General features: G+C 72.0%; 22 protein-coding genes. 9 read left to right on the top strand and 13 right to left on the bottom strand.

The window, feature by feature from the left end:
- Positions 1 to 134: 134 nt before the first annotated feature.
- Entirely contained in the window at positions 135 to 3491 is a 3357-nt protein-coding gene (locus tag ACZ499_RS06330) for an AfsR/SARP family transcriptional regulator (protein WP_468672811.1), read from the top strand.
- Positions 3492 to 3653: 162 nt separating this feature from the next.
- On the opposite strand, the gene ACZ499_RS06325 is transcribed toward ACZ499_RS06330, so the two are convergent.
- The 3 genes from ACZ499_RS06325 to panB all read right to left on the bottom strand — a co-directional run bounded on the left by ACZ499_RS06325 (position 3654) and on the right by panB (position 6682).
- The gene (locus ACZ499_RS06325) at positions 3654 to 4508 is read right to left on the bottom strand and encodes an ABC transporter permease (protein WP_468672807.1); all 855 of its coding nucleotides are present in this window, start codon (positions 4506 to 4508) and stop codon (positions 3654 to 3656) included.
- On the bottom strand, positions 4505 to 5530 hold the full coding sequence (locus ACZ499_RS06320; RefSeq protein WP_468672805.1) for an ATP-binding cassette domain-containing protein: 1026 nt from the start codon (positions 5528 to 5530) through the stop codon (positions 4505 to 4507). Before ACZ499_RS06320 ends, ACZ499_RS06325 begins: the two co-directional genes overlap by 4 nt.
- A 273-nt stretch (positions 5531 to 5803) precedes the next feature.
- Positions 5804 to 6682, bottom strand: a complete 879-nt coding sequence (gene panB, locus ACZ499_RS06315; protein WP_468672803.1) for a 3-methyl-2-oxobutanoate hydroxymethyltransferase — start codon at positions 6680 to 6682, stop codon at positions 5804 to 5806.
- A 304-nt stretch (positions 6683 to 6986) separates the two neighbouring features.
- Between panB and ACZ499_RS06310 the strand changes: the two genes are divergently transcribed.
- A complete protein-coding gene (locus ACZ499_RS06310) occupies positions 6987 to 8009 on the top strand; it encodes an endonuclease/exonuclease/phosphatase family protein (RefSeq protein WP_468672801.1) in 1023 nt (340 codons plus the stop codon).
- 18 nt (positions 8010 to 8027) lie between these two features.
- Here ACZ499_RS06310 and ACZ499_RS06305 read toward each other — a convergent pair whose 3' ends face one another.
- The 3 genes from ACZ499_RS06305 to ACZ499_RS06295 form a co-directional block, all read right to left on the bottom strand.
- Positions 8028 to 9776, bottom strand: coding sequence for an NAD+ synthase (locus ACZ499_RS06305; protein WP_468672799.1), 1749 nt, complete (start codon positions 9774 to 9776; stop codon positions 8028 to 8030).
- A gap of 78 nt (positions 9777 to 9854) precedes the next feature.
- Entirely contained in the window at positions 9855 to 11450 is a 1596-nt protein-coding gene (locus ACZ499_RS06300; protein WP_468672797.1) for a multicopper oxidase family protein, read from the bottom strand.
- A gap of 66 nt (positions 11451 to 11516) precedes the next feature.
- Positions 11517 to 11918: a hypothetical protein gene (locus ACZ499_RS06295; protein WP_468672794.1), complete on the bottom strand. Its 402-nt coding sequence runs from the start codon at positions 11916 to 11918 to the stop codon at positions 11517 to 11519.
- A 70-nt stretch (positions 11919 to 11988) separates the two neighbouring features.
- Between ACZ499_RS06295 and ACZ499_RS06290 the strand changes: the two genes are divergently transcribed.
- The 4 genes from ACZ499_RS06290 (at position 11989) to ACZ499_RS06275 (ending at position 14781) form a co-directional block, all read left to right on the top strand.
- Positions 11989 to 12690, top strand: coding sequence for a DUF998 domain-containing protein (locus ACZ499_RS06290; RefSeq protein WP_468672792.1), 702 nt, complete (start codon positions 11989 to 11991; stop codon positions 12688 to 12690).
- Positions 12687 to 13541, top strand: a complete 855-nt coding sequence (locus ACZ499_RS06285; RefSeq protein ID WP_468672790.1) for an alpha/beta fold hydrolase — start codon at positions 12687 to 12689, stop codon at positions 13539 to 13541. Before ACZ499_RS06290 ends, ACZ499_RS06285 begins: the two co-directional genes overlap by 4 nt.
- A 117-nt stretch (positions 13542 to 13658) precedes the next feature.
- The gene (locus ACZ499_RS06280; protein ID WP_468672788.1) at positions 13659 to 14306 is read left to right on the top strand and encodes an XRE family transcriptional regulator; all 648 of its coding nucleotides are present in this window, start codon (positions 13659 to 13661) and stop codon (positions 14304 to 14306) included.
- Between the two features lie 4 nt (positions 14307 to 14310).
- Positions 14311 to 14781: an NUDIX domain-containing protein gene (locus tag ACZ499_RS06275; RefSeq protein ID WP_468672785.1), complete on the top strand. Its 471-nt coding sequence runs from the start codon at positions 14311 to 14313 to the stop codon at positions 14779 to 14781.
- Between the two features lie 200 nt (positions 14782 to 14981).
- Here the strand turns inward: ACZ499_RS06275 and ACZ499_RS06270 are convergent, their stop codons facing one another.
- The 5 genes from ACZ499_RS06270 to ACZ499_RS06250 all read right to left on the bottom strand — a co-directional run bounded on the left by ACZ499_RS06270 (position 14982) and on the right by ACZ499_RS06250 (position 21141).
- Positions 14982 to 16892, bottom strand: coding sequence for a S53 family peptidase (locus tag ACZ499_RS06270; protein WP_468672781.1), 1911 nt, complete (start codon positions 16890 to 16892; stop codon positions 14982 to 14984).
- A gap of 254 nt (positions 16893 to 17146) precedes the next feature.
- Positions 17147 to 17779, bottom strand: a complete 633-nt coding sequence (locus ACZ499_RS06265; protein ID WP_468672778.1) for a DUF305 domain-containing protein — start codon at positions 17777 to 17779, stop codon at positions 17147 to 17149.
- Complete coding sequence (locus tag ACZ499_RS06260) at positions 17776 to 18435, bottom strand: DUF3105 domain-containing protein (protein ID WP_468405617.1); 660 nt, start codon at positions 18433 to 18435, stop codon at positions 17776 to 17778. Before ACZ499_RS06260 ends, ACZ499_RS06265 begins: the two co-directional genes overlap by 4 nt.
- 203 nt (positions 18436 to 18638) lie before the next feature.
- Positions 18639 to 18959, bottom strand: coding sequence for a hypothetical protein (locus tag ACZ499_RS06255; RefSeq protein ID WP_468672775.1), 321 nt, complete (start codon positions 18957 to 18959; stop codon positions 18639 to 18641).
- A 193-nt stretch (positions 18960 to 19152) separates the two neighbouring features.
- On the bottom strand, positions 19153 to 21141 hold the full coding sequence (locus tag ACZ499_RS06250) for an APC family permease (RefSeq protein WP_468672773.1): 1989 nt from the start codon (positions 21139 to 21141) through the stop codon (positions 19153 to 19155).
- 274 nt (positions 21142 to 21415) lie between these two features.
- Between ACZ499_RS06250 and ACZ499_RS06245 the strand changes: the two genes are divergently transcribed.
- From ACZ499_RS06245 to ACZ499_RS06235, 3 genes are all read left to right on the top strand, one after another.
- Entirely contained in the window at positions 21416 to 22777 is a 1362-nt protein-coding gene (locus ACZ499_RS06245) for a glutamine synthetase family protein (protein ID WP_371652380.1), read from the top strand.
- A 107-nt stretch (positions 22778 to 22884) separates the two neighbouring features.
- The gene (locus tag ACZ499_RS06240; RefSeq protein WP_468405611.1) at positions 22885 to 23229 is read left to right on the top strand and encodes a VOC family protein; all 345 of its coding nucleotides are present in this window, start codon (positions 22885 to 22887) and stop codon (positions 23227 to 23229) included.
- A 144-nt stretch (positions 23230 to 23373) separates the two neighbouring features.
- Positions 23374 to 23733 (top strand): 5-carboxymethyl-2-hydroxymuconate Delta-isomerase, encoded by a 360-nt coding sequence (locus ACZ499_RS06235; RefSeq protein ID WP_468672767.1) that lies wholly within the window; start codon positions 23374 to 23376, stop codon positions 23731 to 23733.
- 104 nt (positions 23734 to 23837) lie between these two features.
- Here ACZ499_RS06235 and ACZ499_RS06230 read toward each other — a convergent pair whose 3' ends face one another.
- Both ACZ499_RS06230 and ACZ499_RS06225 read right to left on the bottom strand, forming a co-directional pair.
- The gene (locus ACZ499_RS06230; protein WP_468672764.1) at positions 23838 to 24860 is read right to left on the bottom strand and encodes a TolB family protein; all 1023 of its coding nucleotides are present in this window, start codon (positions 24858 to 24860) and stop codon (positions 23838 to 23840) included.
- Entirely contained in the window at positions 24857 to 26176 is a 1320-nt protein-coding gene (locus ACZ499_RS06225) for an MFS transporter (RefSeq protein WP_468672762.1), read from the bottom strand. The genes ACZ499_RS06230 and ACZ499_RS06225 overlap by 4 nt, the downstream gene beginning before the upstream one ends.

The following is a 26176-nucleotide window of genomic DNA, read 5'->3' as shown; positions in this document are numbered from 1 at the left end:
CGGCCCCGACCGTACAGGTGATACCCCGGGAACGTCCGGCGATCCCTCACGAGTTCCACCCCTGGCCACCGCCGCTTGGCCGGGAGTTGGCGGGCGTGGGCACGAGGGCGCCGCACGTCGCGGAGAATGGGGCCGTGCGCTACCGAATTATCGGCACCACCCAGCTGTTGAACCCCGAAGGAACGGCGGTCGCCGTCGGCGGGGCGCGGCTGCGCGCCCTGCTGACCGTGCTCGCCCTGCGTCCCGGCCGTACGGTCCCGGTCGGCCTCCTCGTCGACGAGGTGTGGAACGGCGAGCCGCCCGCCGACGCGGCCGGTGCGCTCCAGGCGCTCGTGGGGCGGTTGCGGCGGGCGGTCGGACACACCGCGGTCGCCTCGGTGGAGGGTGGCGGCTACCGCCTCGACGCCGAGCCGGACGACATCGACCTGTACCGCTTCGAGCGGCTGGCCGGGGACGGGACCCGCGCCCTTGAACAGGGCGACCCGGCGAAGGCCCTCTCCCGGCTCGACGACGCGCTGGCGCTGTGGACCGGGCCCGCCCTGGCCGATCTGCCCGACCGGACGGCCGAGGCGGCCCGCTGGGAGGCCCGCCGCCTCGACGCCCGCCGGGCCCGCCTCGCCGCCGCCCTCGCCCTGGGCCGGGCCGACGAGGTGCTGCCCGAACTGGCCGCGTTCTGCGCCGCCCACCCCATGGACGAGCCGCTGCACGCCCTGCGCATCCGCGCCCTGCGCGCGGCGGGCCGCACGGCCGAGGCCCTCGCCGCGTACGAGGACGTCCGCCGCACCCTCGCCGACCGCCTCGGCGCCGACCCCGGCCCCGAACTGCGGGCGCTGCACGGGGAGTTGCTGCACACGCCGGACGCGTCACCCGCCGATGCGTACACGACCGTTCCGGCCCCCGTTCCGGCCGCCCGCCCGGCCGCCCCCGGCAATCTGCGCGCCCGGCTCACCTCCTTCGTCGGGCGCGAGGCCGACATCGAGACGATCCGGGGGGACCTGGGCGGCGCACGCCTGGTGACGCTGCTCGGGCCCGGCGGGGCCGGGAAGACCCGGCTCTCCCAGGAGGTCGCCGAGGCCGTCGGCGCGGCCGGGGGCGGCTGGCCCGACGGGGTGTGGCTGGCCGAGCTCGCCCCGGTCGCCGACCCGGCGGCCGTGCCCGCCGCCGTCCTCACCTCGGTCGGCGCCCGCGAGACCGTGCTGCACGGCGCCGGCGCCGAGGAGCTGCGGGCGGCCGACCGCACCGGCGGCGATCCGCTCGTCCACCTCGCCGCGCACTGCGAGCGCCGCCGGATGCTGCTGCTCCTGGACAACTGCGAGCACGTGATCGGCGCCGCCGCGGAGCTCGCGGAGTATCTGCTGGCCCGCTGCCCGGGACTGACCGTCCTGGCCACCAGCCGGGAGCCGCTGGGCGTGCCGGGCGAGTTGGTGCGGCCGGTGGAGCCGCTGCCGGGGCCGGTGGCGCTGCGGCTGCTCGCCGACCGGGGCGCGGCGGCGCGGCCGGGCTTCCGGGTGGAGGACGACCCCGGGGCGGCCGCCGAGATCTGCCGTCGGCTCGACGGTCTGCCGCTGGCGGTGGAGCTCGCCGCCGCCCGCCTCCGTATGCTGACACCGCGTCAGATCGCGGACCGGCTCGACGACCGGTTCCGCCTCCTGACCAGCGGCAGCCGGACCGTACTGCCGCGCCAGCAGACCCTGCGCGCGGTCGTCGACTGGTCCTGGGACCTCCTGGAGGCCCCGGAGCGTACGGTCCTGCGCCGCCTCTCCGTCTTCGCGGGCGGCTGCGTCCTCGCGGCGGCGGAGGAGGTCTGCTCGGACGGCGCTGCCGGGGCCGGGGGCGTCGCCGCCCGCGATGTCGCCCCGCTCCTCGGCTCCCTCGTCGACAAGTCGCTGGTCGTCGCCGCGCCCGGGGACGGCGGCGAGATGCGCTACCGGCTCCTGGAGACCGTCGCCGAGTACGCGGCGGAGCGGCTCGACGACGCCGGGGACCGGGGCGCCACCGAACGCCGCCACCTCGTGCACTACCGCGAGCTGGCCCGGACCACCGACCCCGAGCTGCGCGGCCGGGGGCAGCGCGCCGCGGTCGCGCTCCTGGAGCGGGAGTACGAGAACCTGCGCACCGCGCTGCGCCGGGCGGTGGACCTCGCCGACGAGGACGAGGCGCTGTGCATGGTGCACGCGCTGGCCTCGTACTGGCACATGCGCGATCTGCGCGGCGAGTCCCGCCGCTGGTCCGAAGCGGCCGCGGAGCTCGGCCCCGACCCGTTCGCGCCGCCCGCCGAGCCCGCGCCCCCGGTCTTCGCGCGCTGCACCGACAGTCCGCCGCCCATGGAGCCCGAGGTGCTCCAGGAGGCGCGGCGCGGGGTGCGGCTGTTCCTGCTCGCCTCCATGGACCACACCGGCGACGACTGGACGACGCCCGAGGCGCGGGAGCGCCTGCGCACCATCGTGGGCGTCTACCGGCCGGGGCTGCCGCAGACCTGCCGGATGCCCGGCGCGCTCTGGTTCTTCCCGGTGATCCTGGTCAGCGACGCGGACGCGCTCATGGAGCTGCTCGACGCGACCGTACGGGCCTGTGAGGAGTTCGGTTACGAGTGGGAGCTCGCCAACGCCCTCCAGATGCGGGCCAACGTCCTCGCCAACCGCAGCGACTGGTCCGGTGAGGCGACCCGCGACGCCGACGCCGGACTGGACATCTTCCGGCGCCTGGGCGACGACTGGGGCGCCGCCGAGGCACTGTCCGCGCGCGGCGAGGCACGCGAACGGCGCGGCGAGTACGCACTGGCGGGCGAGGACTACGCCGAGGCCGTGCGGTACGCCGAACGGCTCGGCGCCCAGGCGCAGGTGTCGCTCCTGAAGGCGCGCCTGGCGTCGGTGCTCCTTGAGACCGGCGAGGACGAGCGCGGCGAGGCGATGCTGCGCGAGATCCTCGCCGCGGGCCGCCAGGCGGGGTACGAGGCGCAGCCCGCCGCCCGGCTTTTCCTGTCGATGTGGCTGGGCCGCACCGAGCGGATCGCGGAGGCCCGGGAGCAGATCGCGCTGATGCTGGAGGAGTTCAAGTCGAGCAACCTCTCGCTCTTCGAGGGCTTCGTTCTCGGCATCCGCGCCTGGCTGGAGAACCTGGAGGGCGCCTACGACAAGGGCCTGGTGGACTCCCGCGCCGCGCTGTCCCGGGCCGTGGAGCCGATGGCCCAGATGGTCGCGCCCCAGATGATCCCGGTGCATCTGCTCTGCGTCGCCTGGGCGTGGGCCGGCCTCGCGGAACCCGGCGCCGGGGCCGTCACCGACGCGGCGCGGCTGATCGGCGCGCACGACACCCTGCTGCCGTCGATCCACTTCGCCACGCCCATGGAGGTGCAGCTGCGGGAGAGGGTGGAGGCGATGGTCCGCCCGCTGCTCGACGACGCCGTCTACGAAGCCGCGTACGCCGAGGGCGGCGGCCTCTCTCTGGAAGAGGCCGCCGCCCTGGCACAACGGGACCGGCAACAGGCTTGATGGGGCGTCAGCTCTGGGCGGCCCCGTAAGGGGCGCGGGGCTGTGACATTTGCGGCTCCGCCGCGTGGGCGCGACCATCCCCCGAGCTCTCCACTTCGTTCGAGCAGGGGGGACCCTCATTGCACGGTCCGCGGCCGCACACCCGCACATCCAGCGGAGCGATCACGTGCGCTTACGGAACTTGGCGACCGCCAGCGGGGCCGTCACCGCGGTGATCGCGACCGCCCAGCCCAGCGTCATCAGCGCCGAGTGGGCGACCGGGCCGCCGTTGACCAGGTTGCGGGCGGCGTCCGCGAGGTTGGAGAGCGGGTTGTAGTCCGTGAAGGTCTGCAGCCAGCCCGGCATCGTGGTCGGCTTCGCGAAGATCGACGAGCCGAACTGCAGCGGCATCAGCACCAGCATCGCCACTCCCTGGACGGCCTGGGCCGTCTTCATGGTGAGACCCAGCAGGATGAAGATCCACATCAGTGAGGCGCCGAACACCAGGGACAGGCCGACCGCCGCGAGCAGCTCGAACACCGAGGTGTGGATGGACAGACCGAGGATGAAGCCCATGATCAGCAGGATCGAGGTGGCGACGACCATGCGGCCGATCTCGACCACGATCTTGGCGATCAGGACCGACGACCGGGCGATCGGCATGGTCCGGAACCGGTCCATGACGCCCTTCTTGAAGTCGTCGTTGATGCCGGTGCCGACGGCCATCGCGATGTTCAGGCCCTGCATCGCCATCAGGCCCGGGATCAGGTAGTTGACGTACTCGCCCTGGTTGCCCTTGCCGGAGACGGCGCCGCCGAACACGTACACGAACAGCAGCGTGAAGATGATCGGCATGAACACGGCGTCGAACATCGACTCCGGGTCCTGCTTGATCTGGAGCGCGTTGCGGCGCACCAGGGCGCCTATGTGCCGCAGATTGGCGCGCGGGCCGATCCGGCTGTCGGCGTCCGTGACGGGCGGGCGGATGCCGGTCGGCGCCTTGGTGGGGGCCGCCTTGGCGGTGGTGGCGGTGCTCATGCCGCGACCTCCTCGATCGTGTCGTCGCTCTCGGACTCCTGGAGGGTGGGCTTCTGGCCGGTGATGGCCAGGAACACCTCGTCCAGGCTGGGCAGATGGGTGCCTATGTGGGCGATGCCGAAGCCGCGGGCGCCCAGCAGGCCGACCACCGCGGTCAGCTGCTCGTCGCTGAGGATCGGCACGTTCAGCAGGCCCTCGTCGGGGACGGCCTGGGTGCCGGAGACCCCGTCCAGACCGGCCTCGGTGATGGCGCGCGCCATCGCGCCCAGCTGACCCGGGTCGATGGGCCGGATCTGCAGGGTGCGGCCGCCGACCTTCGCCTTCAGCTCGTTGATGCCGCCGTTGGCGATGACCTTGCCGCGGTCGATGACCGTCAGCTGGTTCGCCAGCTGCTCGGCCTCCTCCATGTACTGGGTGGTGAGCAGCACGGTGGCGCCTTCGGCCACCATCCGCTGGACCTCGTCCCACACCTCGTTGCGGGTGCGCGGGTCGAGACCGGTGGTCGGCTCGTCCAGGTACAGCACGGCCGGGTTGCCGATCATCGAGGCCGCGAGGTCCAGGCGGCGGCGCATGCCTCCCGAGTAGTTCATCGCGGGCCGCTTCGCCGCCTCGGTGAGCGAGAACCGCTCCAGGAGCTCGTCGGCGCGGGCCCTGGCGTCCTTGCGGGACAGATCGAGCAGGCGCCCGATCATGTACAGGTTCTCCCAGCCCGACAGCTTCTCGTCCACCGAGGCGTACTGCCCGGTGAGGCCTATGGTGCGGCGCAGCTGGCGGGGCTGCTTCACCACGTCGTACCCGGCGACGGTGGCGGTGCCGGCGTCCGGCACGAGCAGGGTGGAAAGGCAGCGGACGAGGGTGGTCTTGCCGGCGCCGTTGGGCCCCAGGACTCCGAGGACCGTGCCCTCGCGTACGTCCAGGTCCACGCCGTCCAGCGCCTTGGTGTCGCCGAAGTGCTTCACCAGCCCCCGCACCGTGACGGCGTTGGCCGCGCCGTCCTCGGGGTTGTTGTCGATTCGCGTCATGACCACAAAGGTGCCAGGCGCCACCGACAATCCACCGACAGCGCACCTACAGGGACCGACAGCGCGCCGACAGAGACATCGTGCCGAGCTCCGAAGGCGGCTGCTGCGGACCGTGGGTGGCTGGTCGCTCCCCCAAGTTCTCGGCTTCGCTCGAACAGGGGGACGCCCATCGCGGCGGAGCCGCACATGTCACAGCCCCGCGCCCCCAGGTGGTCAGGGGCGCGGGGAACTGCGCGAGCAACCCAGCACGGTCCGCAGCCAACCAACCACGCACTAGTGGAACGTGTGCTCCTCCGCAGGGAACTGCGAACCGATCACCTCATCGGCGAACGCCTTGGCCGCGTCCCCGAGCACGCCCCGTACGTTCGCGTACTGCTTGGTGAAGCGCGGCACCTTCCCCCCGGTCAGCCCCACCATGTCCGTGTAGACCAGGACCTGCGCGTCGCACTCCACGCCCGCCCCGATCCCCACGGTCGGGATGTGCAGCGAGCGGGTGATCTCCGCGGCCACCTCGGCCGGTACGAGTTCGAGCACCACCGCGAACGCGCCCGCGGACTCCGCGGCCTTCGCGTCGCGCAGCAGCTGGTGCGCGGCCTCGTCGGAGCGGCCCTGCACCCGGTAGCCCATGGCGTTCACGGACTGCGGGGTCAGGCCCAGGTGGGACATGACCGGGATGCCGGACTGCACCAGCAGCTCGGTCTGGGGCAGCGAGCGCTCGCCGCCCTCCAGCTTGACGGCCCCGACGCCGGTCTCCTTGATCAGGCGGGTGGCGCTGCGCAACGCCTGCACCGGGCCCTCCTGGTAGGTGCCGAACGGCAGGTCCGCGACGACGAGGGCGCGCTTGGTGCCCCGTACGACGGCGGCGGACAGCATGGTCATCTCGTCGAGCGTGACCGGGACGGTCGTGTCGTAGCCGAGATGGCAGTTGCCCATCGAGTCGCCGACGAGCAGCACCGGGATCCCGGCCTCGTCGAAGACGGACGCGGTCATCGCGTCGTACGCGGTGAGCATGGGCCACTTCTCGCCCCGGGCCTTGGCGGCGGCGATGTCGTGGATCGTGACGCGGCGCGTGGACTTGCCTCCGTACAGCGCCTTGCTGCTGTCGGAACGTTCTACGGGCGGATTCTGCGCAGCCTTGAATTGTTGCGTCATCGCAACGGCTCCTGTTCGTCATCTCGAAGCGCCCTGACGGCGTCTCCGGACCACTTCCATGGTGGCATCCCACCCCCGCCGACGGGAAGTGGGTGCCTCAGTCACGCAAATACATGAGCTTTAAACCACCTGCCTGGCAAATATGCGCGTTTTGTCACAGCCACCCCCTCAACCGTGACCTGCTGGAACCCGGCGAGGTGCCCTGTCGTCATCGAGGCAGTACGACGACAGGGAAAGCCACCCTCCATCGCCTAGGGTCATCGGTGCGGCGGAGTGCGAACGGCAAGGCAGTGAGGACGACGGTATGACGCGGGCGTACGTGACGGAGACGGGGATCGGCAGCGCGGAGGGCGAGCGCTCCGGATCCCGGGTCCGGCGCCTGCTGGACGGCTGGAAGAACGATCCCGGCATCTGGCGGCGGGGCCTGGTCCTGGCCGGGCTCGCGGTGCTCATCGCCCTGGTCATGCTGGTCCACGCCAAGATCCCCAACCGGATCGGCAACCTGGGCAGCCTCACGGAAACCTTCCTGCCGTGGCTCGGGATCTTCGTCCCGGTGCTCTTCGGCCTCGCCCTGTGGCGCCGCTCGGCGACCGCGCTGATCGCCCTGGTCCTCCCGGCGGTCGTCTGGCTCAATCTGTTCGGCGGGCTGCTCACCGACAAGGAGAGCAAGGGCGGCAACCTGGTCGTCGCCACGCACAACGTGAACGCCGACAACCCCGACCCGGCCGGCACCGCCCGCGACCTCATCGCCTCCGGCGCCGACGTCCTCGCCCTGGAGGAACTGCCCGGCAGCAGCGTCGGCGCGTACGAGAAGGCGCTGGCCGGGACCTACCCGCACCACTCGGTGCAGGGCACGGTGGGCCTGTGGTCCAGGTTCCCGCTGAGCGACGCCGAGCCGGTCGACATCAAGATGGGCTGGACCCGCGCCATGCGGGCCACGGTGAGCACGCCCGCGGGCCGGGTGAAGGTGTACGTGGCGCACATGCCCTCGGTACGGGTGAAGCTCAGCGCCGGGTTCACCGCGCGCCAGCGGGACGCCAGCGCGGACGCCCTGGGCGACGCGATCGCGAGCGACCCGCTGAAGAAGGTGGTCCTGCTCGGCGACCTCAACGGCACCATGAACGACCGCGCCCTGAACAACATCACCTCGCAGATGCGCTCCACCCAGGGCGCGGCGGGCAACGGCTTCGGCTTCACCTGGCCCGCGTCGTTCCCGATGGCCCGGATCGACCAGATCATGGTCAAGGGCGTCGAGCCGAAGTCGTCGTGGACGCTGGGCCGGACGCCGAGCGACCACCTGCCGATCGCGGCCAGGCTGAAGATCTGAGCCAGGAGCCGATATCTGTCAGGCCGACTCGCGCCACCGGTTGGTGATCGGCAGCCGCCGGTCCTTGCCGAAGCCCTTCGCGGAGATCTTGGTGCCCGGCGGGTACTGGCGCCGCTTGTACTCGGCGGTGTCGACAAGGCGCAGCGTCCTCGCCACCAGCTCCGCGTCGAACCCCGCCGCCACGATCGCCTCGCGGCCCTGGTCGCGGTCGACGTACATGGCCAGGATCGCGTCCAGGACCGCGTAGTCCGGCAGCGAGTCCGTGTCGACCTGGTCGGGGCGCAGCTCGGCGCTGGGCGGCTTGGTGATCGAGTTCTCCGGGATGGGCGGAACCTCGCCCCGCCCGGCCGCCGCCTTGTTGCGCCAGTTGGCGAGGCGGAACACGGTCGTCTTGTAGACGTCCTTGATCGGGCCGTACGCGCCGACCGAGTCGCCGTACAGGGTCGAATACCCCACCGCCAGCTCGGACTTGTTGCCCGGCGCGAGCACGAGGTGGCCCTCCTGGTTGGAGATCGCCATCAGCATGGTGCCGCGCAGCCGCGACTGGAGGTTCTCCTCGGCGAGCCCCGTGAGGCCGAGCGAGGCCATGTACGCGGTGAACATCGGCTCGATGCTCACCGTGCGCAGATTGAGGCTGGTGCGGCGGGCCAGCTCGGCCGCGTCGCCCTTGGAGTGCTCCGAGGAGTACTTGGACGGCATCGACACGCCGTACACGTTCTCCGCGCCGAGGGCGTCGCAGGCGATCGCGGCGACCAGCGCCGAGTCGATGCCGCCGGACAGGCCGATCAGGACGGACCGGAAGCCGTTCTTGGCGACGTACGCGCGCAGCCCCGTGACCAGCGCCGAGTAGACCTCCTCGTCGTCGTCGAGCCGCTCGGCCTGCCCCCCGGTGAGCTCCGGCTCGTACGCCGGGACGGGCTCCTCGGAGAGGATCACGTGCTCGATCCGCAGACCGTCGTCGACGGTGCCGGACGGGACCGGGCCCGCGGCCGGCAGCTCCAGGTCGAGCAGCACACCGCCCTCGGCGAACTGCGGGGCGCGGGCGACGACCTCGCCGTTCCGGTCGACGACGATCGAGTCGCCGTCGAAGACCAGATCGTCCTGGCCGCCGACCATCGCCAGGTAGGCGGTGGTGCAGCCCGCCTCCTGGGCCCGCTTGCGGACCAGTTCGAGCCGGGTGTCGTCCTTGTCCTGCTCGTACGGCGAGGCGTTGATCGAGACCAGCAGCCCGGCCCCGGCGGACCGGGTGGCCGGGACGCGGCCGCCGTCCTGCCAGAGGTCCTCGCAGATGGCGAGGGCCACGTCGATGCCGTGGACCCGGATCACGGGCATGGTGTCGCCCGGCACGAAGTACCGGAACTCGTCGAAGACGCCGTAGTTGGGCAGGTGGTGCTTGGCGTATCTGAGCACCACCTCGCCGCGGTGCAGCACGGCGCCCGCGTTGCGCGGGGCGCCCGCGGGCTGGCCGTAGCGGGGCTGGGTGTCCGACCGGTCGAGATAGCCGACGATCACCGGGAGCTCCCCGAGGCCCTCGGCGGCCAGGCGCGCCGCGAGGCCGGTCAGCGCCTGCCGGGACGCCTCGACGAACGAGGAGCGCAGCGCCAGGTCCTCGACGGGATAGCCGGTCAGCATCATCTCGGGGAAGGCGGCGAGGTGCGCGCCCTGCTCGGCGGAGTGCCGGGTCCAGTGCACGACCGCCTCGGCGTTCGCGGCGATGTCGCCGACCGTCGAGTCGATCTGATTCAGAGCGAGACGTAGTTGAGGCACCCCGCCAGTGTAATCGTCAAAGCGACGCGATGGGGGGTGGAGCGGGCGTGCGGCGCCCGGCTCCACCCCGCCGGCGGGCTACTTCCGGTAGCCGAGGACCGTCATCATCCCGGCCTCCGAGTGGTAGACGTTGTGGCAGTGGACCATCCACAGCCCCGGGTTGTCCGCGTCGAAGTCCACGGTCAGCGTCCGCCCCGGCAGCACCAACGCCGTGTCCTTGCGAGCCCCGCCGGCCCCGCCCGCCAGCGCGAACGTGTGGCCGTGCAGATGCACCGGATGCCACATCGACGTTGTGTTGGCGAAGACCATCCGCACCCGCTCGCCCGCGCTCACCGGGTGCCGCGCGTCCGGCCGGTACGGCTTCCCGTCGAAGGCCCAGTCGTACTTCGCCATCCCGCCGGTCAGCGTCAGCCTCACCGTCCGGTCGGGCGCCTTCGGCGGCAGCGCCACGGACGCGTCCGGCGCGAGCCGGTCGGCCGTGACCAGCCGCCCGGTCAGCTCCTTGGGACGTACGGAGGCGGTGGGCGCGGCCCCGCCACCGGTGCGCAGCACCGCGAGCGCCGCCGCCTTCTTCCCCTCGGCCTGCGCCACCAGCGGGAACGCCCCGTCGCCCGCCGTGACCAGCACGTCGTATCGCTCGCCCATGCCGAGCAGCAGCGCGTCCGCCGTCGTGTGCCGGACCGGGAAGCCGTCCGTGTGGGTCACCGTCAGCTCATGGCCGCCGAGCGCCACCCGGAACGCGGTGTCGCCGCCCGCGTTGACGATCCGCAGCCGGATGCGCTCGCCCGGCTTGGCCGTGAAGGAGGAAGGAGCTTGCGGCGTACGGCCGTTGACCAGGTAGTACGGATACGCGACGTCGCCCGCGTCGCCGCCGAGCAGCTCGCTGCCGGCGCCCATGAGCATGCGGGAGGGACCGGCGGGGGGTGTCCGCGTCGGCACGCCACCCATGTCTCCCATGTCGTGGCCGGAGTGGTCCATGCCGCCTCCGCTGCCCATCCCGCCCCTCAGCTCCGCCAGCACCGCGTCCGGCGTCGAGCCGTCCACCCCGTCGACCCAGTCGTCCAGGACGACGACCCACTCCCGGTCGTACGCCAGCGGCTCCTTCGGGTCCTCGACGATCAGCGGGGCGTACAGACCGCGGTCCTGCTGGACGCCGGAGTGCGGGTGGAACCAGTACGTGCCGGGGTGGGCGACGGCGAACCGGTAGGCGAACGACGCCCCCGGCGCGACAGGCCGCTGGGTCAGACCGGGCACGCCGTCCATGTCGTTGCGCAGGGCGAGGCCGTGCCAGTGCAGCGAGGTCGGCTCGGGGAGGTGGTTGGCGAGGGTGAGCGCGAGCGTGTCGCCCGCGGTGACCCGCACCTCCTGCCCGGGCAGCCGGTCGCCGTACGCCCAGGACCGGACCGTACGGCCGCCGCCCAGGTCGAGCGGGGTCGCGGTGGCGGTCAGCCGGACGTTCCGGACGGGCCCGGAGCCGCGCAGGGCCTCGGCGGCGACGACCTCGGGACCGGTGGGGTCGACGAAGCCGCCGGGAGTCGCCGAGGACTTGGAGCCGTGGTCCATGCCGTCCATGCCGTCCATGGAGCCGGAGCCCGAGCAGGCGGCGAGCAGGGCGCCGCCCGCGACGGCGGTGGTGGCGCCGAGCGCGGCGCGGCGGGTGGGGTGTGCGGACATGACTGGGTGCACCTCGTGGTGTGGGCATGCGGAAAAGTAGGGGCGCGTGTCCTGCTTCGCGCGCTCCTACTGCCGCAGCACCGACAAGGCGGCGACGGAACTCCCGTAGGGAGGGGTTGGGTTGGGCCACAGGGGCCGCGGGATCCGGCCGCGTCCGGCGGTCGCGCCCGGCGTCCGGCCGCGCGCCGACAGCAGCCGTACGGCGAGCAGGGCGAGGCCCCACACCCCGAGCACCGCGAGACACACGGAACCGGGGTCCATCCCGCGCATGGGCTCGTGGCGGGGAGCGGCGGCCCGGTGGTGACCGGCCGTCGCGGGCGCGGCCATGGCCATCGAGGCGTGCTCCCCGGCCGTCGGCGCGGTGTGCTCCGTCGGATGCCCGACCGTGTGCATCGTAAAGATGCCGAAGAGCAGCGCGGCGCAGAGCAGAAGCTGCCCGTACGCCGTCGTCCTCCTCGCGGTCACCATGGACCGCACCTTACCCCCGCCCGGTATCGCCCGACGTGCGGGACCGGCGTGCCCCGGCGAGCATGACCCCATGACGACCACGGACGCGGCCGAAGAGGACGTACCCACCTCGCGCGTCCGGCCCGCGGTGGTCCTGCTGGCACTCGGCGCGCTCGCGTACACCGCGTGGGTGCTCGAAGTGGTCGTCCACACCGGTCTCGACCCCGTACAGACGTATGTGAGCGAGCTCGCCGCGGCCGACCAGCCGCTCGGCGGGCTCTTCCGGGCGACGGACCTGACGGCCGGGGCGCTGGTGTTCGCCGGGTCGGCGGGGGCGCTGTGGCGGTGCGACCGGCGGCCCTGGCCGGTGGCCGGGTGGGCGGGGCTCGTGCTGTTCGGGGCGGCGACCGTGGCCGACTCCCGGCTGCCGCTGAGCTGCGCGCCGACCGTCGACCCCGAGTGCGCGGCCCGCGAGACGGCCGGTCTGGTCCCGGCCACGCACACCGCGCACGCGGTGAGCAGCAGCGTTGCGATGACAGGCGCGCTGGTAGGCGTCGTGGCGCTCACCGTCGCGGCCCGCCGCTACGGCCGATGGGCCCCGCCGGCCTGGTTCGGGCCGGTCCTGGTGGTGCTCGAACTGGCCGTCACCGTCTGGACGCTGACCGCCATCGCCGCGTTCGAGGCCGGGCGCGGCACCTGGTCGCTGGGGGCCGGACAGCGGTTGCAGGTGCTGTTCGTGGCGGTGTGGCTGGGGGTGCTCGCGTACGCGGTCGCGCGCGAGAATCGAGTATGACGTTCGTACGGATCGACGGGGTGCCGCACCATGTGGTGGTGGCGGGCAGCGGTCCGCCCGTGCTGCTCAGCGCGGGCCTGGGCATGGCCTGGTTCGACTGGGACGAGGTGGCGGCCCTGCTGGCCCCCCACCGCACGGTGGTCCGCTTCGACCGCCCAGGCCACGGCCTCTCCGGCCCGGCGGTGGCGCCGCCGACGGCCTCGGGGGAGGCGCACCGGATCGCGGCGGTGCTGGACGCGGTGGGGGTTTCCGGGCCGGTGACGGTGGTGGGGCACTCGATCGCGGGCTTCCACGCGGAGGCGTACGCCCGGCTGCACCCGGACCGCACGGCCGCGCTCGTCCTGGTGGACTCCAGCGTGGAGCCGGAGGCGAGGGTGCCGGTGGCGGCGGGGACGCGGGTGGTGTCGGCGCGGGTGGCGGGGGCGGTGCTGGCGGCGGCGGGTCTGCCGGCGGCGCTCGGCCCGCTGCTGCGCCGGGCCACGGTCCGCCTCTCCCGCACGGGCGGCGCCGACCCGGCCCCGCGCGCCTTGGTCCGCCGCTGCTACCGCACCTCCCGGTTGTGGCGGGGCCTGCTCCTGGAGAACGCCCGCTACCGCCCGGTGGCAGCGGAACTCCTCACCCTCCGCGACCTCTTCCCCCTGCCCCCGATCCCGGTGACGGTCCTGGCGGCCGCCACCGGCGGCCCGTCGTGGCTCGCCCGCCAACGTGCCCTGGCGGACACGCTGCGGGGCGACCTGCAAGTGGCGGAGGGGGCGGGGCACTTGGTGATGCTGGACGCGGCGGGGGTGGTGGCGGAGACGATCCTGAGGGCGGTTTCCCCCACCCCGCCCGTGACCGAAGTTCCAGAGTAGGGGTTCTGTCCCGCCCGGCGGTCGTGGTCTCTTCAAGGCTTGTCCCGTCGGGCAGCGCTGCCCCGTACCGAGCGAACAAAGGGCGGACGCGCCGGTATAGGAGTCTTGGTCAGCCGAATGCGTCGGCGGGCAGTACGGGTGTCGCGCTCTCCTGTGCGAGCGTCAGCGCCTCGCACAGCTTCACAGCAGAGCCCATGCGCAGTGCGCCAAGCTCGACGTACGCGCGCCCCCGCACGGGCCGTGAGCCCGGAACTCGTGGCGCTGTACGGCCAGCGGGCGGACGTGCCGGTGTCCGTGTACGTGGATCTCCTTGCGACGGCACGGGAGCAGATCGACGTGTTGGTGTACGCCGCCGTGTTCCTTCACGAGGCCTACCCCCGATTGAATGACTTGCTCAGAGAGGGTGCGGCCGGAGGGTGCTCAGTACGGATTGCCCTGGGCGACGCCGACAGTGCAGACGTTCAACAGCGCGGTCAGGAAGAGAAGTTCGGCCACGGCATCGAGAGCCGTTGCCGTCTGGCACTCATGCACTACCGGCTCTTGCTGGAGGTACCCGGCATCGAGCTGCGAACCCACGCGACTACGCTCTACAACAGCGTGTACCGCGCTGACGACCAGGTGTTGGTCAACGCCCACGTATGGGGCGTGAACGCCTATGGTGCGCCTGTATGGCATCTCCGGCGCCACGGGAGCGGGGGCATGTTCGACACCTACGCGGAGAGCTTCAACGCCGTATGGGAGATGGCCCGCCCCGTGGAAGGGTGATCGCATGGCACGGACCGAGTACTACGACGACCCGAACGCACCGAAGCCCGACAGCCTGGTCGTTGCCGCCTCTGCCGTCGTCACGGACGACCAGGGACGCATCCTGCTCCAGCGGCGCCGGGACAACGACTTGTGGGCGCTTCCCGGTGGAGCCATGGACATGGGGGACTCGCTGCCCGGTACGGCCGTCCGGGAGGTCAAGGAAGAGACGGGCCTGGACGTGGAGATCACGGGGTTGGTCGGCATGTACACGGACCCCCGGCACATCATCGCGTACAGCGACGGAGAAGTTCGCCGGCAGTTCGCCGTCGTCTTCACGGCACGCGTGGTCGGCGGGAAGCTCGCCATGTCGGACGAGTCGACAGAGCTGCGCTACGTCCCGCCCGACGACTTCGACGTGCTGCCCATGCACCACACCCAGCGGCTACGGCTGACGCACTACCTGGAGCACCGGGATCGGCCCTACCTCGGCTGAGCCACCGAGGTTCGATCGGCTTCGCGGGGTCCGGGGCGGATCCCCCGGGGAGGCCGCCCTTACCCCTTCCGACCCCGGCGCGGCAAGAAACCCGCCCCGGAACCGAATCCGGTCCCGGGGCAGGCGTACTGCCAAGGGGCGCGGGCAACTGCGCGACCAGCTGAAGACGGCCCGCAGTCGACAGCGCACCCAGCGAACAGCTAACGGCGCCAGCCGTAAGACGCCACGTAGCCGCGGGACGGGGTGCCTACGCCCGTCACGTCGTCGTAGCCGCGCACCGCGTGCAGCGAGCTGTCCTTGCCCAGCGTGCGCACCGACGTCGCGAGACCGCCCGCCGCGTCGACGCTGTTCACGAAGTCCACCCGCGCCACCGCGAGGTCACGCGCACCCAGCGGGTGGTCCGTGACGTCGTGGTACAGGGGCGAGCCGTAGCGCGCGTAGATCGACGGGTTCGCGAAGCCGATCGGGAAGTGACGGGCCTGCTGCGCCAGCGCCTGGACGCCCGCGATGACCGGCGCCGCCAGCGACGTGCCGCCGATGCGGTACTCGTCGTACTTCACCGCACCATCGGGGAACGTCTGCGTCTGGCCGACCAGGAAGCCCGTGTTGGGGTCCGCGACCGCCGCGATGTCCGGGATCGTACGCATGCGCGACGAACCGTTCGCCTTCGCCAGCGCGTCCGGGACCACTCCCCGCTGGTAGAACGGCTGCTTCACCGTCGAGCTGGTGCCGCCGCCCGCGCCCGAGGTGTACGCGCCGGGGAAGGCTGTCCAGCTCTTGCCGTCCGCCGCCAGCGAGGCCTTCAGCGTGCCCCAGCCCGTCTCGAACTTGTACGTGTCGCCCTTGCCGACCGCCAGCGAGGTGCCGCCGACCGCCGTCACCCACGCCGAGTTGGCCGGGGTGTCGACCTGCTTCTTGCCGGTGTTGGCGACCTCGTCGCCGTCGTCGCCGGAGGAGAAGTAGAAGCCGATGCCCTCGACCGCGCCCAGCTTGAACGTCTGGTCGTAGGCCGCCGCGACGTCCGGCGTCTCGTTGGCCTCGATGTCGCCCCACGAGTTGGAGACGATGTCGGCCAGGTGGCTGTCGACGACCTTGTTCAGCGCGTCGAGCAGATCCGGGTCGTTGCAGGACGCGCCCGCCACGTACACGATGTCCGCGTCCGGCGCGACCGCGTGCACGGCCTCGACGTCCAGCGACTCCTCGCCGTACCAGCCGGCCGCGTCGCACGCCTCCACGCTGTTGTAGTCGGCGGGCTTCACCTCGCTGTACTGGCCGTGCCTGTACGACTTGTCGCCGTTGCGCAGCGCGTACTGCTGGGCGTCCTTCGCCATCGTCGGCGAGGCGTACGCGTCGGTGATCGCGACAGTCACGCCCTTGCCGGTGTAGCGGCCCGCGCCGTACGCCGCCCGCAGCTGCTTGCCCGTGTACCCCTTGACCGCGTACGGGACCTTGGTGCCGTACGCGTCCGGCAGGGTGGTGGCGATGTTCGAGCCGTAGTACGTCGAGAACGGCCCCGAGTTCTTGAAGGCCGGGCCCGGCGCGGGCAGCGTCTCGTGGTGCGTCGCCTTGTGCGGGGCGTTGTCCAGACCGGTCACGGTGAGCACCGCGTCGGCCAGCGCGCCCGGCGCGGAGGCGGTCTTCACCGGGGCGCGGTAAGTGCGCCCGCTCTTGCGGTAGTTGTGGAGCGGGGTGGCGAACGCCTTCTCGGCGGCGGCGACGTCGCCGGAGACCGAGATGTAGTGCTGGTTGGTGCCCGTGACGGTCAGCCCGGCCGACTTCAGCCAGCCGGTGACCGCCGCGATCTGCTCCTTGGTCGCCCCGAAGCGCCGCTGCGTCTGCGCGGGCTCAAGGAACTTCCCGTACGACGCCGAGCGCGGGTCGGACACGGCCGCGGCGTACGCGGCGAGGCCCTTGGCGTCGCGGCCCGCGAGGTAGACCCGCGCGTCGAGCTTGTTCGTGGTCGCCGTGGCGCCCTGGTCGGCGGCGCCGGTGGCCCACGCGGGCTTCGTGCCCGTGAGGGCGGCCCGCCCGGACGGCACGGGGTCCGCCGCGTGGGCGGACGGTATGCCGAGAGCGAGCGCGCCGGCGAGCAGAGGCAGTGTCGCTGCCATGCTCACGGCACGCCGCCTGGTGCGGCTGGTTCTCAATGTGACCCCCTGCATGAGGCTCTTCACCTGGGAGGCATGCGCACTTGATCTGCACATGCACAGCGTCACTCTGGTGAGGAACGGTTCATGCGGGGGACATGCGAGTCCCAAGAGAAACCCAAGTCCCGCCGGGGTGGTGGGACTTGGGTTCTTTTGGTGACTGAAATGCCGACTCGGGCGGATTGTGTACACCGCCCGGCCCGGGGCCGCTCACCGCGTTACGTACGCGGGGTGGCCCCCCGCGCCTTCAGCATCCCGGCCATCAGGTCGATCTCCGACTGCTGGGAGTCGACCATGCCCTGCGCCAGAGCGCGCTCCACCCCGGTCGTACACCGCTGGGCGCACCCCTGGGCCATGTGGATACCGCCCTTGTGGTGCTCGGTCATCAGCTGGAGGTAGAGGATCTCCGACTGCTTGCCGTCGGCCGCGCGCAGCCGGTCGAGCTCGGTGTTGGTCGCCATGCCGGGCATCAGCGCGCCGTCCGCGCCGGGCTCGCTGCCCATGCCCATCCAGGCCATCGGCAGCCGGTCCGGCTCGGACTTGGGTAGCCCCCACAGGTCGAGCCAGCCGATCAGCATGCCCCGCTGGTTGGCCTGGGTGTTGGCGATGTCGTACGCGAGGCGGCGGACCTCCTCGTCCTTGGTGCGGTCGCGCACGACGAACGACATCTCCACCGCCTGCTGGTGGTGGACGGCCATGTCGCGCGCGAATCCCGCGTCCGCCGAGGCCGCCACCGGGGTGTGCTCGGCCGGCTCGGAGTCCCCGCCGGTGGCACTCGCGACCGTGGCCACCGTCGCGAACACCAGGGCCGCCACGACCGCCGCGAGGGAGGCCCAGTAGGTGCGGTTCACTTCTGGTCCAGCCCGCCCGTGCACGCCGCGCCCGGCTCCGGCGTCTGCGCGCCCTGCACGTACTTGGCGAAGAACTGGTTGACCCGCGGGTCGTCCGCGCTGGTCACGGTGACCTGCTTGCCCCAGGCGCTGAGCATGATCGCCCCGGCCTGGTCCTGGTAGGGGCTCATCAGCGAGTACGGCGTCTTGGAGACCTTGTCGGAGAGCTTCTGCACATCGGCGGCGGGCGCCTTGTCGTTGTACGTCACCCACACCGCCCCGTGCTCCAGCGAGTGCACCGCGTTCATGTCGGGGAGCGCCTTCTTGTAGACGACGCCGCCGCAGTTCATCCACACCTGGTTGTGGTCGCCGCCGACCGGCGGCTTCATCGGGTACGACACCGTCTTGGTGACGTGGTTGCGGCCGAGCTTCTTCGGGTCCCAGTCCTTCTCGCCGGCGATGGTCGCCTTGGCATCGGCGGCCTTCTGCGCCTGCTGCTTGTCCTTGTCGTCGGACTGCTTGTTCAGCAGGTACGCGCCGACGCCGACGAGCCCGGCGACGATCGCCACCGACACGGTGACGGCGACGATCTTGTTGCGCCGCTCGCGGGCCTGCTCGGCGCGGCGCATCTCGGCTATCCGCGCCTGGCGGGAGTTCTTCGATTCCTTGGTGGCCATGGGGGCTCAAGTCCTTCTGGTGATGGGGGAGTCGGGGGAGGATCTTCGGACCCCGCGAGGCCCGTTGCCGCTCAGGGGCGCGGGGCTGTGTCATGTGCGGCTCCGCCGCGATGGGGGTCCCCCCTGCTCGAGCGCAGTCGAGAGCTTGGGGGCGCGACCAGCCCAAGACGGTCCGCAGCCAAACAACCGCACAACCAGCGGAGCTACGTCCGCAGGACTTGAAGGACATGAAGGTCAGGGGCCCGGGGCCGAGCCCCGGACGGCGCAGGCGCCCCCGCGGGCGAGGTCGCAGCGGCCCGCACCGCATGTCCGGCCCCCGGCGCCGAGGTGTCGATCGGCGACGGCGCCGTGAGCACGGCCGGGTCGGCGTGCGGGAAGAGCCCGCAGTCGCCCCGGTCGTACGGACAGCTGTACTGCGCCGCGCCGCTCACCGGCATGGCGTGGTGTGCCCGGGGGGCCGGGTCGGCGCTCGCCCCGCCGCCCGCGGTGAGGCAGAGGAAGAGCGCGCCGAGGAGCGTCGCCATGGCGCTCACCAGCGCCACAGGACGTGAGATGCGAAGGCGTCGCACTCCCCCCATAGGCGCAGATGCTAAGCGAGGGAGCGCGACGCGCGGCAGGGCGGGGTCGGCCAAGATCCGGCCACCCGGCCACCGGGCCGCCACGGCCCGGGCAGCCGTGTGGGGCGGTTCCGTCGGCGGCCGGGCCCGGACCCGGAGGTCAGCCCACGTGGACGCGCGGCCGCCGCTTCAGGTCCGGTTCGGCGCGCCGCAGCACCTCGCGGGTCACCGGGGCGACCTCGCCGTCGCCGAAGACCAGGAAGCGCAGCAGATGGCTGAGCGGGTGGCCCTCGGTCCAGTTGAAGTACGCGTGCGGCACCTCGCCGGTGCGCTCGCGCAGCTTCATCATCACCGCCGCGATGGTGTTGGGCACCACCGCGCCCTCCACCCGCAGCCTGCGCACCCCGTGCTTCTCGTCGCCGTGCACGGTCAGCTCGGTGGTGAAGTCCGAGGAGTTCTGCACGAACACCTCCAGGAACAGCACCGGCCGCCCGTCCGGGATGTGGGTCTCCTCGCGCTGGCTGTACTCCTTGGCGCGGTACTCCCGGGTGCTGTGCTCCTGCGGCTCGTTGGCGATCAGCCGCAGCGGCCCGCTCGCGGCCGCCTCGTCGATGAACCGGCTCGCCGCCTCGTCGAAGGTCACCTCGGTGGCCCGCAGCTCGAACGCCCGGTGCACCCGGGACGCGAACGACGACAGCAGGATGGCGAGGATGAACAGCAGTGCGATCTTGAGACCGTCGGGCCGCTCGATGACGTTGGTGACCAGGGTGTACGCGAAGACGGCGGTGATGGCGCCGAACCCGAGGGCGGCGGCCCGCCTGCCCCGGTGCAGTACGGCGACGGTCGAGGCGAACGACGCCGACAGCATCAGGACGAGCACCCCGGTCGCGTACGCGCCGCTCTGCGCGTCGACGTCGGCGTCGAACCACCAGGTGATGAAGAAGGCGATCGCCACGAAGATCAGCACCAGCGGGCGCACCGCGCGGGTCCACTCCGGGGCCATGCCGTAGCGCGGCAGATAGCGCGGAACGAGGTTGAGCAGCCCGGCCGTCGCCGACGCCCCGGCGAACCAGAGGATCGCGATGGTCGACACGTCGTACACCGTGCCGAAGGCCTCGCCCAGGTGCTGGTGGGCGAGATAGGCGAGCGCGCGGCCGTTGGCGCCGCCGCCCGTCTTGAACTCCGCCTCCGGGATGAGGATCGTCGTGGCGAGGCTGGAGACCAGCAGGAAGCCGCTCATGACGAGGGCGGCGGTGGTGAGCAGCTTGCGGGTGTCGCGGATGCGGCCGAACGGCTTGGCGTACGTGTCGGAGGCGTCCCCCGTGATCTGCGGCATCACCGCCACGCCCGTCTCGAAGCCGGACATGCCGAGCGCGAGCTTGGGGAAGACGAGCAGCGCCACGCCGACCATCGCCAGCGGCGAGGAGTGCTCGGCGCTCACCGCGTGCCACCAGTCGTCGACCACCACCGGCTCGGTGGCGATCTTGCCGACGGCGGTGGCGAGGACCACCAGGTTGAGCGTCAGATAGACGGCCACCAGCACCACGGCGACGCCGATGGCCTCCTTGAACCCCTTGAGGAAGACCGCGCCGAGGGCGGCGACCAGAGCCAGCGTGATCCAGAGGCTGGAGCCGTGCAGCCAGTCGGGGGCGAAGGGGTTCTCCACCACGTGGGCCGAGGCGTCGGCCGCCGACAGGGTGATGGTGATCATGAAGTCGGTGGCCGCGAAGCCGAGCAGCACCAGGACGAAGATCTTCCCCGCCCACCAGGGCAGCAGCCGCTCCAGCATGGCGATGGAGCCTTCGCCGTTGGGGGACTCCTTGGCGACGCGCCGGTAGACCGGCAGCGCGCCGAGCAGGGTCAGCGCGATCAGTACGAGAGTGGCCATCGGCGAGAGCAGTCCGGCCGCGAGGGCCGCGATGCCGGGCTGGTAGCCGAGGGTGGAGAAGTAGTCCACACCCGTCAGGCACATCACCCGCCACCACGTGTGGCCCTTGTGTTCCTGCGGCGGGGTGCCGTGCGGGCCGGGGTGGCGCGCGGAGTTCTCGGACAGGCCGTCCAGGAGCCAGGCACGCCAGCGGCGGACGGCAGGCTCCCTCGCAGGCTGGGCGGCGACGGTATCCGGGGGCTCCATCTGGGTGCCGGTCATCCTGCGGTTCTCCATAGACGTACTCGTTGGCAGTACTCGGGTCCGTGCCCGGTGGCCGTAATCGACCGTTGCGGGGACGTTTCTGCATGCGACGAGGAGTGAGTATCCCCCACAGCCTCGCCCCGGGCGGCACCCGGTGCGACTGTGGGGAGGTGACGTGCCGCAGGTCATAGCGGGTGCGTAATGTGGCGGTAATCCCGGGCCCTGATACTGATGTTTCCCCCTCATGCCCGGGCGGTGGTGCACAGACCGTCTGAACTGCAAGGATGTGGCTATGGACAAGCAGCAGGAGTTCGTGCTCCGTACTCTCGAAGAGCGTGACATCCGGTTTGTGCGTTTGTGGTTCACCGATGTGCTCGGCTTCCTGAAGTCGGTCGCGGTGGCTCCTGCCGAACTGGAGCAGGCGTTCGACGAGGGCATCGGCTTCGACGGGTCGGCCATCGAGGGCTTCGCTCGGGTGTACGAGTCCGACATGATCGCCAAGCCGGACCCGAGCACGTTCCAGATCCTGCCGTGGCGCGCGGAGGCCCCGGGCACCGCGCGGATGTTCTGCGACATCCTGATGCCCGACGGCTCCCCGTCCTTCGCGGACCCGCGCTTCGTCCTCAAGCGCATCCTCGCCAAGACCTCGGACCTGGGCTTCACCTTCTACACCCACCCCGAGATCGAGTTCTTCCTGCTGAAGGACAAGCCGCTGGACGGCACCCGCCCGGTGCCCGCCGACAACTCCGGCTACTTCGACCACACCCCGCAGAACGTCGGCATGGACTTCCGCCGCCAGGCGATCACCATGCTGGAGTCGATGGGCATCTCGGTCGAGTTCAGCCACCACGAGGGCGCGCCGGGCCAGCAGGAGATCGACCTCCGCTACGCCGACGCGCTCTCCACGGCCGACAACATCATGACGTTCCGCCTGGTCATGAAGCAGGTGGCGCTTGAGCAGGGCGTCCAGGCGACGTTCATGCCGAAGCCGTTCTCGGAGTTCCCCGGCTCCGGTATGCACACCCACCTCTCCCTCTTCGAGGGCGACCGGAACGCGTTCTACGAGTCGGGCGCCGAGTACCAGCTCTCCAAGGTCGGCCGCTCCTTCATCGCGGGCCTGCTCAAGCACGCCGCCGAGATCTCGGCCGTCACCAACCAGTGGGTCAACTCCTACAAGCGCATCTGGGGCGGCTCGGAGCGCACGGCGGGCGCGGGCGGCGAGGCCCCCTCGTACATCTGCTGGGGCCACAACAACCGCTCCGCGCTGATCCGCGTGCCGATGTACAAGCCCGGCAAGACCGGCTCCTCCCGCGTCGAGGTCCGCTCCCTGGACTCCGGCTGCAACCCGTACCTGGCGTACTCCCTGCTCCTCGCGTCCGGCCTCAAGGGCATCGAGGAGGGCTACGAGCTCCCTGCGGGCGCCGACGACGACGTCTGGGCGCTCTCCGACTCCGAGCGGCGTGCGATGGGCATCGAGCCGCTGCCGCAGAACCTCGGCGAGGCGATCTCGCTGATGGAGCGCAGCGAACTGGTCGCCGAGACGCTCGGCGAGCACGTCTTCGACTTCTTCCTGCGCAACAAGAAGCAGGAGTGGGAGGAGTACCGCTCCGAGGTCACCGCGTTCGAGCTGCGGAAGAACCTGCCCGTCCTTTAGGGGTAGGGCATTCGGGTGAGCCGGGCGGGCGGGTCGGTCCGTCGGGGTATGTCATGGCAGGGGCGGTCGGAAGCCGTCCCGCGCCATGCACTGCGAGGAGCACTCCCATGACCCAAGGCCTCAAGACGATCATCTATCCCGTCAAGGACATCGCCCGGGCGAAGGCCCTGTTCGGCGGGCTCCTGGGCGCCGATCCCGTGATGGACGAGCCGTACTACGTGCAGTTCAACGCGGGGGGCCAGGAAGTGGGCCTCGACCCCAACGGCCACGGCAAGGGGATGACGGGGCCGGTCCCGTACTGGCACGTCGACGACATCAAGAAGTCCGTGAAGACGCTGCTCGAAGCCGGCGCGGAGTCGATCCAGGACGTCCAGGACGTCGGCGGCGGCCGGCTGACGGCGTCGGTGAAGGACGCCGACGGCAACGTCATCGGGCTGGTCCAGCCGTCCTGAGGTACGTACGGGAGGCCCGCCCGGGCGCGTGGGGCGGGCCTCCCGGCGCGTCCGGGACCGGCGGCCGGGGGAATACCGCCCGGCGGCGGCCGGTTGCGGCTGCTGGGAGCCAGCCGGTCCCGCCGTGCGACCAGAGGATTGAGCATGCCGTTCGTCCATGTCGAGTACTCGGAAGGTCTCGCCGAGACCTTCGACCGCCAGGCCTTCGCGCGCGAGGTGCACGCCGCCGCGCCGGGCATCGTCGACGCCCCGGCCGTGGCCTTCAAGACCCGCTTCCGGCGGATAGAGGAGTCGTACTTCGGCGAGGGCGACGAGAACCTCGACGCCCTCTTCATCCAGCTCTCGATCCTCACCGGCCGCACCCGGGAGGCCCGCGAGAAGCTCGCCGAGACGGTCCGCGACATCGCCCTCAAGCAGGCGACGGCCCCGGAGGGCCGCCGGCTGCACGTCATGGTCGAGGTCCGCGAGATGGAGCGGGAGTCGTACCGCTTCCACAAGGACTGACCGCCCCGCTCTTCCCGCACCCCCGGCGCCGCTGCCATCCTTGGCCCCCGTGTCCGTATGGATGGCGTGCGTCGGGGGGCTGTACGGCCCCGCCGCCCCCGGGATCAGCCCAGAAACGCCGGAGCCAGCCCTGCGGTCAGCAGCCGGTGCGGGCTCCCCGTGCCGTCCGCCGGGAGCGTGTACAGGTCGGCCCCGTAGTCGCCCGGCAGGGAGTACGTCACCGTCCTGTCGTCCTGCCAGACCAGTTGGTCGTCCACGCTGCGCGGCTCCGCCAGGGCCGTCTCGTGCATCGTGGTGAGGTCCAGGACGTACAGGCGCCAGGGCGCGTCCGCCGGGAGGCCGGGGACGCGCTTCTTGAAGGCGAGGCGGGTGCCGTCGGGGGAGAGGGACGGGCACTCCAGGTTGGTGCGGAGTGTGGTGACCTTGCGGGCGGGGAGGTCGCCGCGGACCAGATAGGTCTTCTGGCCCGTCGCCATCGTCGCGTAGAAGTGCTCGTCGTCGGCGAAGGTGACGCCCCAGAAGTTCACGTCGGAGGCGCGGTACGGGTGCCCGTCGCGCTCGATCGCGAAGTCCTCCAGGGTCTTGGTCAGCCGGCCCGTGCGGGTGTCCAGGATCGCCGTGCGGGTGGAGAAGTCGGTGCCCGCGTACGAGTCGCCGCCCACGAAGACCGTCCAGGCGGCCAGATGGCCGGACGGGGAGACCCGCGCCCGGGTCGGGATGCCCGGCAGGCTGTAGTGGGCGCGCTCCTTCAGCCGCGCGTCCAGGATCACCGCCCGGTAGCCGTCCTGCACCGCGCCCCGCTCGGCCCGCAGGCACACCCCGGTCCCGGCGGCGGCGTAGAAGCGCAGGCACTTGACCCCGGAGGCGGTGCGCGGCCCCGACGGAACGGCGGCCGGGACCGTGGCGAGCTCGTCGCGGTGCGGGCCCCAGGCCATGTTGCGGAAGACGATCCGGCGGCCGGAGTCCGGGGCGAGCGAGACCTGGCCGCCCTTCACCGGCGGGCCGCCCGCCTGCTCCCGGTTCTTGCGGTCCTCGCGGCCCGCCGCGTGCAGCACGGACGCGGTGGCCACGCCCGCGAGGACGACCAGGGCCGTCACGAGGACGATCAGTTTGCTGCGGAGGGTCATGCGGGCCTTCCCTCGATCCGGGCTGTGTCCGCCGGGCGCAGGAGAACCGCACCCGCCGCGCACACCGCGAGCGCCACGGCCGCCGTGGCCAGGGCTGTGCGGTCGCCCCACGCGGTCCACGCCGCGCCGAAGGCGATCGAGCAGACGAAGCGGGCCGACGCCTGGCCGGTCTGGATCAACGCCAGCCCGCTGGAGCGGAGTTCGGCCGGGACGGCGCCCGCCGCCGCGGCCATCAGGACGCCGTCGGTCGCCGCGTAGAACAGGCCGTGCAGGGCGAGGACGACGTACGGGAGCGCCGCGCCGCGCCAGCCCGGCAGCAGCAGGGCGTACGCGCACAGCAGGGCCGCGTGGCCGCCGAGGAAGACCTGCCAGCGGCCCACCCGGTCGGCGAGGCGGCCCAGCGGGACGGCAAGCAGCAGGAAGGCGGCCGCCGTCCCGAGCGGCAGCAGCGCGAACCAGCGGTCGGGCACGTCCAGGCGCCGCTGGAGCAGGAGGTAGACGAAGGAGTCGCTGACCGTGGCCAGGCCCAACAGCAGGGCACAGAGGGCGAGTCGGCGCACCTCGCGCTCGCCGAGCAGGGCGAGGGCCGCCTTGAGCGAGGCGCGCGGCGCGTCGGGGGCCCGTTCGGGGGCGGTGCGCGCGGGGACGAACAGCACCAGGACGAGGACGCCGACCGCCGCCACGCAGAAGCTCACCGTGAAGACGGCGTCGTAGCCGTCCACCGCTTGACGGAGGATCAGAAACGCTGCCAGCGGCCCGAGCAGGGCGCCCGCCGTGTCCATCGCGCGGTGCACGCCGAACGCCCGCCCGCGCGCCTCGGGCGCCGAGGCCAGCGAGATCATCGCGTCGCGCGGCGCCGTGCGCAGCCCCTTGCCGGTCCGGTCGGCCGCGAGCACCGCGCCGATCACCGGCAGCGAACCCGCCACCAGGAGCAGGGGTTTGCACACCGCGGACAGGCCGTAGCCGAAGACCGCGACGGCCTTGTGGCGCCCGCCCCGGTCGGCCAGGTGCCCGCCGATGAGCCGGACGAGCGCGCTGAAACCGTTGTAGACGCCGTCGAGCAGGCCGAAGCCGAGCGGCGACAGACCGAGGCCGGTGACCAGGTAGAGCGGCAGGACGGCGGTGACCATCTCCGAGGAGACGTCGGTGATCAGGCTGACCGCGCCCAGCGCGAGCACGGTCGGGGCCACTGACTGGAAGGGGCGGCCCGAAGGGCCTCGTTGAGGGGTGGCGGCCGGGCGGCGGGCGGGACGCCGCCCGGTGGTGAGCCGGGCGGCGGGGGCCGCGGGAGTGCTGCGGCTGTCTGCTACGTACAC

It is taken from the genome of Streptomyces sp. NPDC031265 (assembly GCF_055570295.1).
This window is presented reverse-complemented; position numbering and strand designations above follow the sequence as displayed.